This window comes from Erwinia endophytica (assembly GCF_009295515.1).
Taxonomy (GTDB): Bacteria; Pseudomonadota; Gammaproteobacteria; order Enterobacterales; family Enterobacteriaceae; genus Erwinia; species Erwinia endophytica.
On sequence record NZ_RQVV01000053.1, the window covers coordinates 114,457 to 129,474 of the forward strand.

12 protein-coding genes are annotated in these 15,018 nt (G+C 48.2%); all 12 read left to right on the forward strand.

Annotated features, from left to right (window positions below):
• The first annotated feature begins 4 nt into the window (after positions 1 to 4).
• The 12 genes from EH228_RS15210 to rfbA all read left to right on the forward strand — a co-directional run bounded on the left by EH228_RS15210 (position 5) and on the right by rfbA (position 15,017).
• Entirely contained in the window at positions 5 to 1,129 is a 1,125-nt protein-coding gene (locus EH228_RS15210) for an EpsG family protein (RefSeq protein WP_152322468.1), read from the forward strand.
• A gap of 72 nt (positions 1,130 to 1,201) precedes the next feature.
• The gene (locus EH228_RS15215) at positions 1,202 to 1,954 is read left to right on the forward strand and encodes a glycosyltransferase family 2 protein (RefSeq protein ID WP_152322469.1); all 753 of its coding nucleotides are present in this window, start codon (positions 1,202 to 1,204) and stop codon (positions 1,952 to 1,954) included.
• 124 nt (positions 1,955 to 2,078) lie between these two features.
• Positions 2,079 to 3,113 (forward strand): glycosyltransferase family 4 protein, encoded by a 1,035-nt coding sequence (locus tag EH228_RS15220; RefSeq protein ID WP_152322470.1) that lies wholly within the window; start codon positions 2,079 to 2,081, stop codon positions 3,111 to 3,113.
• A 62-nt stretch (positions 3,114 to 3,175) separates the two neighbouring features.
• Positions 3,176 to 5,392 (forward strand): phage tailspike protein, encoded by a 2,217-nt coding sequence (locus EH228_RS15225; protein ID WP_152322471.1) that lies wholly within the window; start codon positions 3,176 to 3,178, stop codon positions 5,390 to 5,392.
• A 180-nt stretch (positions 5,393 to 5,572) separates the two neighbouring features.
• Positions 5,573 to 6,814 carry a colanic acid biosynthesis pyruvyl transferase WcaK gene (gene wcaK / locus EH228_RS15230; RefSeq protein WP_152322472.1) on the forward strand — a complete coding sequence of 414 codons (1,242 nt, stop codon included), beginning with the start codon at positions 5,573 to 5,575 and terminating at the stop codon, positions 6,812 to 6,814.
• A gap of 9 nt (positions 6,815 to 6,823) precedes the next feature.
• Positions 6,824 to 8,047, forward strand: a complete 1,224-nt coding sequence (locus EH228_RS15235; RefSeq protein WP_152322473.1) for a glycosyltransferase — start codon at positions 6,824 to 6,826, stop codon at positions 8,045 to 8,047.
• Positions 8,044 to 9,384, forward strand: a complete 1,341-nt coding sequence (locus EH228_RS15240) for a lipopolysaccharide biosynthesis protein (RefSeq protein WP_152322474.1) — start codon at positions 8,044 to 8,046, stop codon at positions 9,382 to 9,384. Before EH228_RS15235 ends, EH228_RS15240 begins: the two co-directional genes overlap by 4 nt.
• Positions 9,385 to 9,594: 210 nt before the next feature.
• Entirely contained in the window at positions 9,595 to 10,491 is an 897-nt protein-coding gene (galF, locus tag EH228_RS15245; protein ID WP_152322475.1) for a UTP--glucose-1-phosphate uridylyltransferase GalF, read from the forward strand.
• Positions 10,492 to 10,543: 52 nt separating this feature from the next.
• A complete protein-coding gene (gene galE, locus EH228_RS15250) occupies positions 10,544 to 11,557 on the forward strand; it encodes a UDP-glucose 4-epimerase GalE (RefSeq protein ID WP_152322476.1) in 1,014 nt (337 codons plus the stop codon).
• Between the two features lie 560 nt (positions 11,558 to 12,117).
• Positions 12,118 to 13,197: a dTDP-glucose 4,6-dehydratase gene (gene rfbB / locus EH228_RS15255; RefSeq protein WP_152322477.1), complete on the forward strand. Its 1,080-nt coding sequence runs from the start codon at positions 12,118 to 12,120 to the stop codon at positions 13,195 to 13,197.
• Entirely contained in the window at positions 13,197 to 14,084 is an 888-nt protein-coding gene (rfbD, locus tag EH228_RS15260; RefSeq protein WP_152322478.1) for a dTDP-4-dehydrorhamnose reductase, read from the forward strand. The genes rfbB and rfbD overlap by 1 nt, the downstream gene beginning before the upstream one ends.
• A gap of 51 nt (positions 14,085 to 14,135) precedes the next feature.
• Positions 14,136 to 15,017: a glucose-1-phosphate thymidylyltransferase RfbA gene (rfbA, locus tag EH228_RS15265; RefSeq protein WP_152322479.1), complete on the forward strand. Its 882-nt coding sequence runs from the start codon at positions 14,136 to 14,138 to the stop codon at positions 15,015 to 15,017.
• The last annotated feature ends 1 nt before the right edge of the window (position 15,018 follow it).

Consider the following 15,018-nt stretch of genomic DNA (forward strand, 5'->3'; position numbering starts at 1 on the left):
AAGAATGGCCATATACTGGATAATAAGCTATACGCTGCTCGTTTTTTGTATCTTTGAACTGGCCTCGATTAACCAGTTAACACAGCCGAAAAATCGATGTGTCATTACCTATTTCTTTTTTATCGGGACCGTTATTCTGATCCTTTTTGCCGGTATGCGAGGACCGGGATCAGGGATAGATGACTGGCAGTACCTTGGTTTTTTCCACGATTTCTCCAGACAGACCAGCATGGAAGGTTATGCGACGGTAGCGGATGTTTATCGTTACGAAAACCTGTTTATGCTCCTGGCCTGGGTGCTGGGTTGGTTCACTCACCAGAGTTACTATTTTCTGTTGTTCGTGGCTTTTATCGCGGTAACAACTAACGCCTTTATTTATAAAAAATATTCTCCGTTGATTTTATGTTCGCTGTGCCTGTATTCAGCCCATCTGTTTATCAACAAGGATATGAATCAGATCCGTTTTGGGTTGTCGAGTGCTTTTGCCGTGGCGTGTATCTGCACTGCTGCGGGCAGAAAGTATCTGTTGGCGATAATTTTTCTGCTGTTGAGCAGCCAGTCGCACTCAACCGGTTACGCTTTATTAATTGTGACGCCATTTCTGTTCCTGAAAGAACGTAAGTACTTTGGTGTAGCGATGGTGATTGCGGCTATTCCATTAGGGTTGATCGGTGGGAAAAAGCTGTTTCTTGACTCGCTGGGGATTGTTCCATCGCTTGGTGACAGGGCTATGGGGTACAGCGGAACCAATTTCGACGTGGCTTCCCCGGTATTTGGTCTGGCTAACCTGAAGAACATTGCCTTTATCGCCTTTTTTACTCAGGTTTATTTCCGTAAAACGATTGAACCTAAAGATCGGCTGGCGTATATATTGCTTATTGCCTATTCCGCCGGGGCTGCCGTGCGTATTGTTTTCTCCGATTTCTCCATCCTCGGGGGAAGAGTGGGCAATTTATTCCTGCACACGGAGCCATTATTATTGGCGCTGATTATGACACGTATCAGGAACCCGTTGTTCAACATTGCACTGTTGTTCGCGATGACGACGTATTATCTGGCCTACAATACCATCCTCTCGGTGCAGTCGATTGACGGTTACAGTATTGCGCCGTTCTTCAGGATTTTTTGATTGACTGGCCAGCTATCTGGCCTTTTTTATTGCTAGTTTTTTGACTTTCATGATTTATATGCAGGGTATCAGATGAACAATCAATTCGGCACAGTAGGTATTATCATCCCTATGTACAACGCGCGTGATACTGTTTTACGTGCGGTACAGTCGGTTCTTGAGCAAACCTGGACGGACTGGAGAGTCTATCTGATTAATGATAAATCAACCGATGATTCACTGGCTCTGGTGCAGGAGCATTGCCGCGATCCTCGGATTACTATCCTGAGTAACGAGGTGAATCTGGGGGTGGCCGAGACCCGTAATGTTGGCCTGAACGCTGCCACTGAAGAGTTTATCGCTTTCCTCGACAGCGATGATGAATGGGAAAAAGACAAGTTGATGTTGCAGGTGCAAGCGCTGGCTGCGGGTGACAATTTGATTATCTCCCATTACGGTTATAAATCCCGCACCAAAGCTTATGACGTTACCTACAGCAAACCTTATCTGCTGAAAGAGAATTTTGTGAAAAAGCAGTTTCGCATCTGCTTCTCTTCCGTCTGTTATCGTCGTCCGGTACGCAATATCACTTTTCAGAAAAAGGGACATGAGGACTTTTTATTCCTCTATGAATTATTTGAGCAATATAAGCAGGCTCGCGTTATCGAACAAAATCTGGTTATTTATTATGAGCTGGGTGATTCACTGTCGCGTAATAAAAATAAAGCGGCGAAGTGGCATCTTGATTTATTAAAATTCATCTATAAAAATAACTCGCTGAAAGTCTATTATTATTATCTTTGGTACATGGTTAATGGCGTTCTGTTCACATTGAAGCACAGATAACCTGCCGGGCTTGAAACGTATCGGTCTTGCAATGACAAATGTCGCAGCCTTTCCTGAATGTGGGCATTGATTGCCTGGCGAGACAGACTTTTAACATTGATGTGATTGAGGTGGCGAGTCCACGATGAAAAAAATAGTGCTGGTGATTAAAGACGCTTATTCCTATGCCGGAACCGAAAATATTTGTAACTTCATGTCTGAGTGTTTGGGTGATGACCATGAAGTGAGCGTTTATTCCCTGGAAGGCGCGGGGAAGCCATTTTATCCGTTTAACAAGGTTAAACAGATGGTCAGTTTTCAGGGTGAAAAAAATCCTATCCGCAGTGCAGTAAAGCGGATTAATCAGGAAGGTTTCGATGCGGTGTTTTTAATCAGCATGGGCCGCCTGAGTGTGATGTTCGCGCTGTACAGCATATTATCGCTGAAAAAGAAAAAGGCGAAAACCTACGCCTGCGAACATATTGCAATTAACTCCTTCAGTAAACCGATTAAGTTCCTCAAATATCTCTTTCTGCGTTATTACGACCGTGTCATCGTGTTGACCGATAAAGACCATGCCGTATTTACGCAGTGGGGCATCCCAAGTAAGACTATCCCTAATCCTGTGGTGTACAAAAATTTTCAGCGCACTGAACGCAAGTATCAGGCGCTGGCCGTGGGCCGTCTTGATTTCCAGAAAGGCTTCGACCTGCTGCTGGATATCTGGCAGGGCTTCCAGGCGACTAATCCGGACTGGAAACTGGTCATCGCCGGTGACGGCGAATTGAAAGATCAACTGATCGCTCAGGCAGCGGCACTGAACATTTCGGACAGTGTGGCCTTTGTTGGTCGGGTCTCCAACATCAATGACTACTACCGTGACAGTGATATGGCCTTAATGACCTCGCGTTATGAAGGTTTACCGCTGGTTTTACTGGAAGCTAAATCCTGGGCGTTACCCGTTGTAGCCTATGACTGCCCAACCGGTCCGCAGGAAATCATCAATAACAATGAGGATGGTTTCCTGGTGGCAATGAATGATCGTGCCAGCTTTATTGAAAAAATGCACCAACTCGCGCACAACGATGCGCTGTTTTATGCCATGAGTGAAAAAACAAAAACAACGTCACTTAAATTCGACGGCAAGATTATTAAAGAAACCTGGCTTTCGCTGGTTTAAAAATACCCCTCTGGAATTTACATTCACGCCGCAACGGCACTAATGACTATGGGATTACATGAATGAAAAGAAGAGAATTAATTACTGGGTTCTCATCGATTCTTGCAGCCCTTTCTGTGAGTTCGTTTTCCAGCCAGGCCGCTAAAAAAGACGCTTCCGTTTCGATGACTGACGTCAATGCTGGCGATATACCGAAAGATGATGTTCCTATTCTGACGCCGGAAAACATCTACGCCATGCCAGAGCGTTTCTGGGAAAATTTCAGCGGGAAACTCTATATCGGTAAGGCCGGGACAGACCCGACCCAGGCCGGCAATCTGATCGATGTGTTCCTGCGTAATGCTGATGGCAAACTTTCTAAAATTGCGCAGCCGGTGGCGCTTAACCGGGGAAATTTCCAGACATTTATCGCTGATAACGCGGCGCTGATAGCCAACCCTGTTCACTCGATGGCGGTGCTGGATGACAACGGCCATGTCCTGTTCAATATTCCTGATATCAGTCGTCTGGCGGCGAATAACTTCAGTCAGCGTCTGGTTCAGCCGGCAGGTTATCAGTTGATTGGAGAAATCAGTTCAGTAAACGAACTGCGTAAGACCCGGCCGCTGTTTGAAGGGGCGAAGGTGAAACTCAGCAGTTGGCACGAAGGACGAGAACAGGGCGGCGGCGAGTTCGTCGGCAGCTTCAGCCCTGCCACGGACGATGGTGGGGTGACCTTCGCCGGTGCCGGTTTCCACTGGCGTCGCGTGGTGCAGGATTTTAATCGTCTGACCCTGTTTGATTTTGGGGCGATTGATGACGGTAAAACGGATACGGCCCCAGCTGTCAGAGCAATGTACAACTGGTCACGGAAAGCGGATCAGCCCATTTGTGTGCAATTTCCCGCGGGAACCTTCCTCGTCAGCGGTTGTGATTTCTCGCAAGAGGAGACGCGCTTTTTCCGGGTGTCCGGGGCAATGGTCAACTTCGGCTATTTCCCGGCCACCACCATTGTCTCTGACGGCAAATCCGACTTTGTTTTTGAGGTCAATAGCCGTTGGGTGGAGATTGGCAACCTTATTTTTAACGGTCGCGCTGACCATCATCCCAATGAGCAGGGCTTTTTTAACAATAAATGCCCGGGGGGCCAGTATTTCCGTGGCGCCTGCCTGTATTTTAAGGCGGTAGGCGGTACTTCGCTGAGCTTGATGGATACCCTCGACTGCAAGATTGATCAGTGGTATGCCAGTAAGTGTACGGGGGACGTGATCAAATCCGTGTGGTCAGGGCAGAAAACGGGTAAGTGGGATCACAGTACCGCCATTGAGTTATCCAACTTCAATGCTCAGCACTGTAGTAAAGGGATGGTACTGAACCTGGATCGCTGTAGTCAGTCGATTATCCATAATGGCTGGATTGAGCATTCGGAAAATCCGGGCAACATCTCGAATGGTCAATGGATCATTGATGCGCTGAGCATTGAAACCTGTAAAAACCCGCTGATTGCGCATAACTCTCGTTTGAATATGCGCCAGACCAACTTGCAGGCCGGAAGCTGGATTGATAACTCGCGCGCTGAAGGTGCCTGGTTGAGTGCTTTTGAACAAGGCTCTACACGAGTGGAGTCCTATGGTATCGCTGTTGACGGCAGCATGAAGTACAACTACCTGCTCTCACGCTTTCGTCTGGTGAATAACAGTAATCAGGAAAAATGGATCGAGCTCGGTAACATCTTCACCCCGGAAGTCGGTGATAGTTGGGAAATTGAGATTATCGGCCAGGCCGGTTTCAGTAACGGGACCGACCAACAAACGCTGGAAAAAGTGGTGGGAGGGGCCGCTACTGGCGGCAAAGCGATGATCAATCTGCAGCGGAAAACACATAAGTTTGAAGCCAACTGGCATGCTGAAGGCGCCAGCCCCATCGTCGACGTAATGATTGAGACGCCTTATGACACCGATGCCCGCGTTTATGTCAAGCTGGCTGGCTGGTTAGCGTCTGCCGGCGTGTTGATGAAGTCCACCGCGAAAGATCGTTTTATGACCGGCGCCTGTGCACGTTTCGACAGTAAAATGGCGGAAGTTAAACAGCCAGCTGGCGCGAATGTTCACCGGGCGGTTCAGCGTTTTACTTTGCACAATGGTAAGGCGGGGATAGGCGCCAACGAACAGGGGGATGTACTGATGCAGTCGCGAGTGCTGAATGCTGACGAGGTGGATATCTCAAAGGCGGCAGGCTACGTTTCCATGGTCATTAACGGCCAGCAGGTGGCTGTGCCTTATTTCGCGATCAAGAAGTGATGTTCTCGGGGACTGGGGGAGACTGTTCCTGAATTTTGTCGGAGCGCTTTGACAGGGGGGCTCCGTATTAAGATAAAAATTTGCGCCGGGTGAAATAATTAGTTCGAAAATAGACTTATTTATCAGCATTTTATTGGTGGTTTATTCCTGCGGGATAAACCGTCTTTTTCTGGAGTGTTTATGAGAATTTTACTAGTTGGCAATCATACCTGTGGTAACCGTGGTGATGGCGCAATATTACGCGGTCTTATTGATTCGCTTAATCTGGCAAGGAATGACCTCGAAATTGAGGTAATCAGTCGCTATCCAACCAGTTCAGGTTACCTGCTCCAGCAGAAAATCATGCCGGATGAACTGTTCCTTGAGACCAAAAAAGGGAAGAACAAGATGACCGATAAGGTCAAACGCCGTCTGATGCCGAAAATTATGATGGCTCACATCAGTGGTCGCGGCTTTTTTAAGTTTTTCTCTGTTCCGCCATATTTGCAGGATTTTACCAATAAATTGCGGCAGTATGATGTGATCATTCAGGTTGGTGGTTCATTTTTTGTCGATCTGTACGGCCCGTTGCAGTTCGAGCACGCGCTGTGTGCGTTGCTGGCGAAAAAGCCGATCTTTATGGTGGGTCACAGCGTGGGGCCTTTCCAGAAAGAAGGATTCAACAAAATTGCTAACTTTGTATTTTCTCGCGTTAACAGTCTGGTGTTGCGTGAGAGCGTCAGCCTGGAGATGATGAAGCAGGGCAATATCACCACAGAAAAAGTGATTTCCGGTGCTGACACTGCCTTCCTGGTGCGTACCCGTTCTATCGAGCAGCCGGGGCATAATCTGTTGCACTGGCAAAAACTGATCGCCTCGACAAAAACCATTTTTGTCACCGTTCGCCAACTGGCTCCTTTCGATAAACGCCTTGGCGTCACCCAGCAGGAGTACGAGATAGCCTTTGCTAACGTTATCAATGCGGTTATCGATAAGGGATATCAGGTTGTGGCGTTATCAACCTGCACCGGTATTGACAGCTACATAGATGATCGGATGGTGGCAATGACACTGCGCGATCACGTGGTACAGAAAGACCAATATCATGTTGTGATGGATGAGTTTAACGACCTGGAACTGGGTATTCTGCTGGGTGAGGGGCATCTTACGATTGGCACCCGCTTGCATTCGGCAATCATTTCAATGAATTTTGGTACACCAGCTGTCGCCATCAATTACGAGCACAAATCTCTGGGGGTGATGAACCAGCTTGGTCTGCCAGAGATGTCTTCGGATGTGAAAAGCTTGATGGATGGCTCGCTCATTAACAAAGTTAACGACATCCTGGAAAATTATGATGTGATTAAACAGCAGGTTGCCACCGCGGTCGCTCAGGAGCGGGTACGTGGTAATAAAATCACTGAAGACGTTGTCAGAGCTTAAGGTGAACAGATGAAACTTACGTTTTTCACAATGCGTTTTCCGGTGGCATCTGAGACCTTTGTTTTGAATCAGGTGACGTATTTTATCGATCAGGGCTATGACGTCGAGATTATTTCCGTCTTTCCTGGCGATCTGGCTAACCGGCACGGTGCGTTCGACCATTATCGTCTGGCAGAAAAGACGCACTATCTGTTGCCGGAAGACAGTACCTCAAATGCGGAAAAGCTCAGGCAGCGCCTGAAAATTATGCTGCCGAAAATATTCAGTCCCAGGACGCTTCGTTCACTGAATATCAGTCGTTATGGCGCTCAGTCCAGCAAGCTTCTGTTGCCAGCGATTGTCGCCGGCGCGAAACAGACTTTTACTGCTGATATTTTCCTGGTGCATTTTGGCTATGCGGGGGCGCTGGCGAATAAACTGCGTGAGCTCGGTGTGTTACGGGGTAAACAGGCAACAGTGTTCCATGGCGCTGACATTTCCCGTCGTCATATTCTCGAAGAGCATAAGCAGGATTACATCAACCTGTTTCGCCAGAGCGAGCTGTTGTTGCCGATCAGCCATTTGTGGGAAAACAAACTGATCGCCATGGGATGCCCTCCGGAGAAAATTCGTGTTACGCGGATGGGGATTGAGCCAGAAAAATTCAATCTGAACGTTCGCGAGGGGCTGCATTCGCCGCTGCGCATCGTTTCAGTTGCACGTCTGACTGAGAAGAAAGGTTTGGGTGTTGCGGTGGAAGCCTGCAAATACCTGAAAGAGCAGGGCGCCAACTTCGAATACACCATCATTGGCAATGGTGATATGGAAGAAGAGTTGCGCATGGCCATCCACTCAGCCAACCTGCAGGATCATGTGCAGCTATTGGGGTTTAAGCCACAGGAAGAGATCAAACGCCATCTCGACGAGGCGGATATTTTTCTGTTGCCTTCCCTCACTGCGGCGGATGGGGATATGGAAGGGATCCCGGTGGCGCTGATGGAAGCCATGGCTGTCGGCCTGCCAGTGGTCTCCAGCTACCATAGCGGTATTCCCGAGCTGATTGAAAATAACGTCTCAGGCTGGCTGGCTCCGGAAGGTGATGCCAGAGCGCTGGCCGGTATACTGTTAAAACTGGCGAATAGCGATGTGGATATCGCACCTGTTATTGCGGCGGCACGTAAAAAGGTGGAAGTGGAATTCAACCAGCACATTGCCTATCGTCAGTTGGCTGAACTCCTGGAGCAATTAGCGTGAGTAGTTTAAAGTCACAAGCCGTATGGCTTTTTGGCGGCACCTGCTTTGCCGCTGTATTACAGGTGGTGCAGTTAGGCGTGTTGGCACGCAAGCTGGAGACGCATGAACTGGGTATCCTCGCGATAATCAACGCGATTCTCGCGGTGGCGATGGTGCTGCAAGACATGGGGATGAGTAGCTACGTCGTTCACCGACAGAATATAACCCGTAAAGAGCAGAGCACTATTTATTGGGTGAATGTGCTATTGAGCCTGCTGACCGGTTTGTTGTTGATCGCAATTGCCTGGCCGATCGCTCATTTTTACCATATTCCGCGATTAACCGGACTGATTATGCTGACCAGCCTGAATTTTTTGGTGCTGGGGTCGCTGTCGCAATATCAGGCGCAATTTATTAAAGCCAAGAAAATGGTGTTGTTGGCGAAAATAGAAATGGCCACTAAATTTCTGGCCTTTCTGTTTACTGTCGGAATGCTTTATTTATCTTCACTCAGTGTTTCGGCCGTCATACTCGGATTATTTGCGAATGCCGCTATGCGTATTCTTTGCATGATTTGGTTGGGTGAAAAATCCTGGCGGCCAACATTCGAATTTGATAAGACAACTTTTTTCAGCTCGATTAAATATGGCGTTTATCAGTTAGGTTCCCAGACAATTAACCAGTTGCGTACTCAGGCTGATTCATTAATTGTTGGTAAGGTGATGGGCGCGGATATGCTGGGTGTTTACTCACTGGCGAAAGAGCTGATATTGCAACCGTTGAAGCTGGTGTCGCCGGTGATTAACCGCCTGGCCCTGCCTCGATTTGCCGAAAAACAACATGAACCGCAGCAGTTGCAGCAGCTGTTCCTGAAGGGAACTTTCGCGATCATGCTGTTCAGTAGCCTGATGTATCTGGCGATTGGCATTCTGTCGCCGGTTATCGTGCGGATGCTCTATGGCGCGTCACATGAAGCGGTGGGGCATCTGATCCCGCTGATGTTGCTGTTTGGGATGCTACGCCCAATGGGCGGACTGACTGGCGCAATTTCCCAGGCCAATGGACGCACTAACGTCGAATTCTACTGGAATGTGGTGGCCAGCATCATTGTGGTGTTGGTACTGGCGACCACGTGGGTTTATCCAAATGTCTGGTATGTGGCGCTGACGCTGTCGATTTCCCAGGTGCTAATTTCCACTTTTGCTCATCCGTTCTTTATCCGACCCGTAATTGGTATTCGCTTTTTGCCATATGCCCGTCAGTGGATTTCGGTTTCAGTGGTGTTTGTCGGGATCATCGCGTTAGTCAGTTATTATAATTTATTCGTCAGGCCCGAATGGTTTAGCGGTTGGTGGTAATCTAAACGCGTAATAATAAAAAGGTGGCTTCTCAGGGAGTTGCCTTTTTTATTACCGGACTGACAACCCGCTCAAAAAATCCAGCAATGGGGTTTGTCTGAAATTTTCGGGCCAGCGAGAGCGACATTTTCAGATTAATATTATACTGGCTAATCATCCCTTTACTGCATAATCATTCAACGTTTTTTACTTCATTTATATGGAAAAAATATGACCAAGCTTAAAGCAGTTATCCCCGTTGCGGGTCTGGGTATGCATATGCTCCCTGCTACAAAAGCCATTCCTAAAGAGATGCTGCCTGTTGTGGACAAACCGATGATCCAGTACATCATCGATGAGTGCGTGGCAGCGGGTATCAAGGAAATTGTCCTGGTCACTCATGCGTCCAAGAATGCAGTTGAAAACCATTTTGACACCTCTTATGAGCTGGAAGCTTTGCTGGAAGCTCGCGTTAAACGTTCTTTGCTGAGCGAAGTCCAGTCCATCTGCCCGCCAGGCGTGACCATTATGAATGTGCGTCAGCCACAGCCGCTGGGTCTGGCAAACTCGATTTTGTGCGCCCGTCCAATGTTGCATGATGAGGCCTTTGTGGTGGTGTTGCCGGACGTGCTATTGGATGACGCCACCGCCGATCCTCTGCGTTATAATCTGGCCGCGATGGTGGCGCGTTTTGAAGAAACCGGCCGCAGTCAGGTGCTGGCTCATCACATGCCCGAGGCTGACCTGTCTGAGTACTCGGTGATTAAAACGCAGGAAGTGATGGATAATCCGGGCCAGACCAGTCAGATCGTGGACTTTGTTGAGAAACCTGAAAATCCGCAGGCATTAGGTTCCGACCTGGCTGCTGTGGGGCGTTATGTGCTTTCCGCCGATATCTGGTCAGAGCTGGAAAATCTGGAACCGGGAGCATGGGGCCGCTATCAGTTGACGGATGCCATTGCCAGACTGGCGAAAAAGCAGCCGGTTGATGCTCATCAATTGAGTGGGAACAGCTTTGACTGTGGCCGCAAACTCGGTTACATGAAAGCTTTTGTTTCCTGGGGATTGAGAAACCATGCTCAGGGACGCGAATTCCGCGAAGAGATTCAGAAAATTCTGGCTAAATAATTCGCAATATCATGATGGCCGTGCAGCAGAAGCGCGGTTGTGAGGAGTCAACATGGCTATTTTAGTAACGGGTGGCGCGGGCTATATCGGTTCCCATACTGTACTGACGCTGCTCGATCGCGGTGATGAGGTGGTGGTACTGGATAACCTGAGCAACGCTTCACGCGAGTCAATCAACCGCGTCGAGCAACTCACCGGCAAAAAAGCGGTTTTCTGTGAAGGCGATATTCTTGACCGCGCCTGTTTACGCGATGTGTTCGCCCGGCATGATATCTCTGCGGTTATCCATTTCGCGGGGCTGAAAGCCGTGGGTGAATCCACCCGTATGCCACTGGAATATTATCAGAACAATGTTACCGGCACACTGGTGTTACTGGAAGAGATGCGCACTGCAGGTGTGAATCAATTTATCTTCAGCTCTTCCGCTACCGTGTATGGCGCTGATGCCCCGGTTCCTTATGTGGAAACCACGCAGATCGGTGGCACGACCAGCCCTTACGGCACCTCGAAACTGATGGTGGAATTCATCCTGCGCGACTATGCCAAAGCCAATCCGGAATTCAGCGTAATTGCACTGCGTTACTTCAATCCGGTGGGCGCACACCCGTCAGGGCAGATTGGTGAAGATCCGAACGGTATTCCCAATAACCTGTTGCCATACATCGCTCAGGTGGCTATTGGACGCCTGGAGAAGTTGGGGATTTTTGGTGATGATTATCCCACGAAAGACGGCACCGGCGTACGTGATTATATCCATGTGATGGACCTGGCGGAAGGTCACCTGAAAGCGCTGGATCATCTGCCTGCCATCAGCGGTTATAAAGCTTACAACCTTGGCGCCGGGAAAGGCTATTCCGTTCTGGAAATGGTCAAAGCATTTGAAAAAGCGTCTGGTCGTTCCGTACCTTATCAAATTTCCCCTCGCCGGGCTGGCGACCTGGCCGCCTTCTGGGCCGATGCCTCACTGGCGGAGAAAGAACTGAACTGGCGTGTTTCCCGCGGTATCGACGAAATGATGCGCGATACCTGGAACTGGCAGAGTAAGAACCCGGAAGGATACCGTTAAGCGCTATTTCAGGATTTCAACTTTGATCAATAAACCCAGCGATAATGCTGGGTTTTTGTCTATTTGTGCCAGCGAAAATTTTAAATACTATTATAGTGATGAAATTTATCTTTTTTGGTTAAAAGATAACCTTTAATTGCACGGGAAAGAATATGTTCCACTCCTGAACGAACGATATCGCTGATACATTATCCTGATTTCTGCCTGATCGGCTATATTGTTGCACGATGGACTATCCGGGTAAGAACTGTCTGGATAGTTCTGATTTTAGTTAGTTTTCATAATGGCAGAATGCTACAATTGTCAGTTATAGCACTGAGCCATATGGGATAAAGTATGGTAAATAAAGGATTATATTCATAGTGTTAGATAACCGGGTGCTTGTTCATACCATGGTGAGATGAAGCGTGAGCAAGGATTCAGCTCAAAATTTTAGTCTGCACAGTGGGGCCGCTAACCCAAGGGCGGTAGCATGGCTGAAATTCACCCAATCAACATGATCGGGGAAACTCAATAATTTACTGTTATTGTTCCAAATCACTTCCGTTTAGAGACGCGCTATGAAGATTTTGATCACTGGTGGTGCTGGATTCATTGGTTCAGCGGTGGTAAGACATATCATCCAGGATACGCAGGATTCCGTTATTAACGTGGATAAGTTGACCTATGCGGGTAATCTTGAATCCATCAAAGATGTCAGCAGCAGTGAGCGTTATCGATTTGTCCAGTTGGATATTTGTGATACCAATGGCCTGATCAAAGTAATGAACGAGTTAAAGCCGGATGCCATCATGCATCTGGCGGCGGAAAGCCATGTTGATCGGTCTATCACTGGTCCCGCCGATTTTGTGCAGACCAATGTGGTGGGAACTTACAGTTTGCTCGAAGCCGCCCGTCAATATTGGAGCACACTCAGCGCAGACAAAAAGCAGGCGTTCCGCTTCCACCATATTTCCACCGATGAAGTTTATGGCGACTTACCTCATCCGGATGAAATGAGCGGTGAATTGCCGCTGTTTACCGAAACAACGTCTTATGCGCCAAGCAGTCCTTATTCTGCCACCAAAGCGGCCAGTGATCACCTGGTCAGGGCATGGGGACGTACCTATAAGCTGCCGGTAATCATCACCAACTGTTCTAATAATTATGGCCCTTATCATTTCCCAGAGAAATTAATCCCACTGATAATCATCAATGCACTGGAGAAAAAGCCATTACCTGTCTACGGTAAAGGCGATCAGATCCGTGACTGGCTGTATGTCGAGGATCACGCGCGGGCATTGTACAAAGTGGTGACTGAAGCTGAAGTTGGCAGCAACTATAACATCGGTGGTCACAATGAGAAAAAAAACCTCGACGTTGTTGAGACTGTTTGCAAATTGCTGGATGAGCTAAAGCCCACAGATGGCCACTATGCCGATCTGATTACTTACGTGAATGACCGTCCGGGCCATGATCGCCGTTATGCCATCGACTCAACAAAGATTCAGAAAGAGCTGGGCTGGAAACCGCAGGAAACATTCGAAAGTGGATTACGAAAAACAGTTCAGTGGTACCTGAGCAACAGTGAATGGGTTGATAACGTGAAAAGCGGCGCTTACCAGAGCTGGATCGAACAACATTACGAGAAGCGTGGCTGATGAAGATTCTTTTATTGGGTAAAAATGGTCAGGTTGGCTGGGAATTGCAGCGGGCGCTGGTACCGTTAGGTAATCTGACCGCCCTGGATCGTCATTCAACCGATTATTGTGGTGATTTATCCAACCCAGAGGGTATTGCCGCGACTATCTTAGCGATAAAACCTGATGTTATCGTCAATGCTGCAGCATACACCGCTGTTGATAAAGCCGAAGCCGAGGCTGACATGGCTGCGATCCTGAATACCTCTGCAGTGGCATCAATGGCCGAAGCGGCTGAGAAAGTTGGGGCTCTGTTGGTCCATTATTCCACGGATTACGTGTTCAATGGTCGGGGAGAAAAACCCTGGGTTGAATCAGATGTGACTGATCCGCTGAACGTTTATGGTAAAACCAAGCGCGATGGGGAAGATGCGATTGCGGCAGCCTGTAGCCACTATCTGATCTTTCGTACCAGCTGGGTCTATGCGGCAAAAGGTAAGAATTTTGCGAAGACCATGCTAAAACTGGCAGCTGAAAGAGAGGAATTGTCAGTTATCAACGATCAGTTTGGTGCGCCAACAGGCGCCGAATTGATCGCGGACTGTACTGCGCATGCTATCCGCAAAACCAAAGTTCAGCCGCAGCTTGCAGGTGTTTATCATCTGATTGCCAGTGGCACGACAACCTGGCACGATTATGCCGCGTTCGTTATCAAAAAAGCGCGAGAAAAAGGGCTGGCGTTGCAGGTCAATAAAGTTATCCCTGTCGCTACATCGGCATTTCCAACAGCGGCTAAGCGACCAGCGAATTCAAGACTGGATATTACAAAATTCCAGCAGAGTTTTGAATTGATGCTGCCGGACTGGCGTATTGGTGTAGAGCGTATGCTCGCTGAAATTATTGGATAAATTCTAAAATTCAGCATCAGAAAAATGCTGATAAATTGGTGACAATGTATTATGACAAAGAATAAAGGTATTATCCTGGCGGGTGGCTCCGGAACAAGACTTTACCCTGTTACGATGGCCGTCAGTAAGCAACTGTTGCCTATCTATGATAAGCCGATGATTTACTACCCGTTGAGCACCCTGATGATGGCAGGTATTCGCGATATTTTGATCATCAGCACGCCGCAGGATACGCCACGTTTTGCAAGCCTGTTAGGGGATGGTTCTCAGTGGGGGTTATCAATCCAGTATAAAGTCCAGGAAAGCCCAGATGGTCTGGCGCAGGCTTTTATTCTTGGCGAAGAATTTATCGGTGATGATGCTTGCGCATTGATTCTGGGTGATAACATTTTCTATGGGCATGAGCTGAGTAAGCAGTTGGAAGACGCCTGCAATAAAAAACAAGGGGCGACTGTCTTTGCTTATCACGTTCAGGATCCAGAACGTTATGGCGTCGTCGAGTTCGATAAAGAGGGGAAAGCTATCTCTCTGGTGGAGAAACCTGAACATCCCAAGAGTAACTATGCCGTGACTGGTCTCTATTTTTACGACAACAGCGTAGTCGAAATTGCCAAATCTTTGAAGCCTTCGCCTCGCGGCGAGCTGGAAATTACCGATGTGAATCGTATTTACATGGAGAACGGTCAGCTTTCTGTTTCGATCATGGGACGTGGGCATGCCTGGCTGGATACCGGGACCCATCAGAGCATGATGGAGGCCAACAATTTTATCCAAACCATCGAAACCCGTCAGGGACTGAAAGTTTGCTGCCCGGAAGAGATAGCTTTTCGTAAGAAGTTCATTGATGCAGAACAGCTGAAAAAGCTGGCGAAACCACTGTGCAAAAATGACTATGGTAAATATTTGATGGTGCTGGCAGAGGGGAAGATCTGAG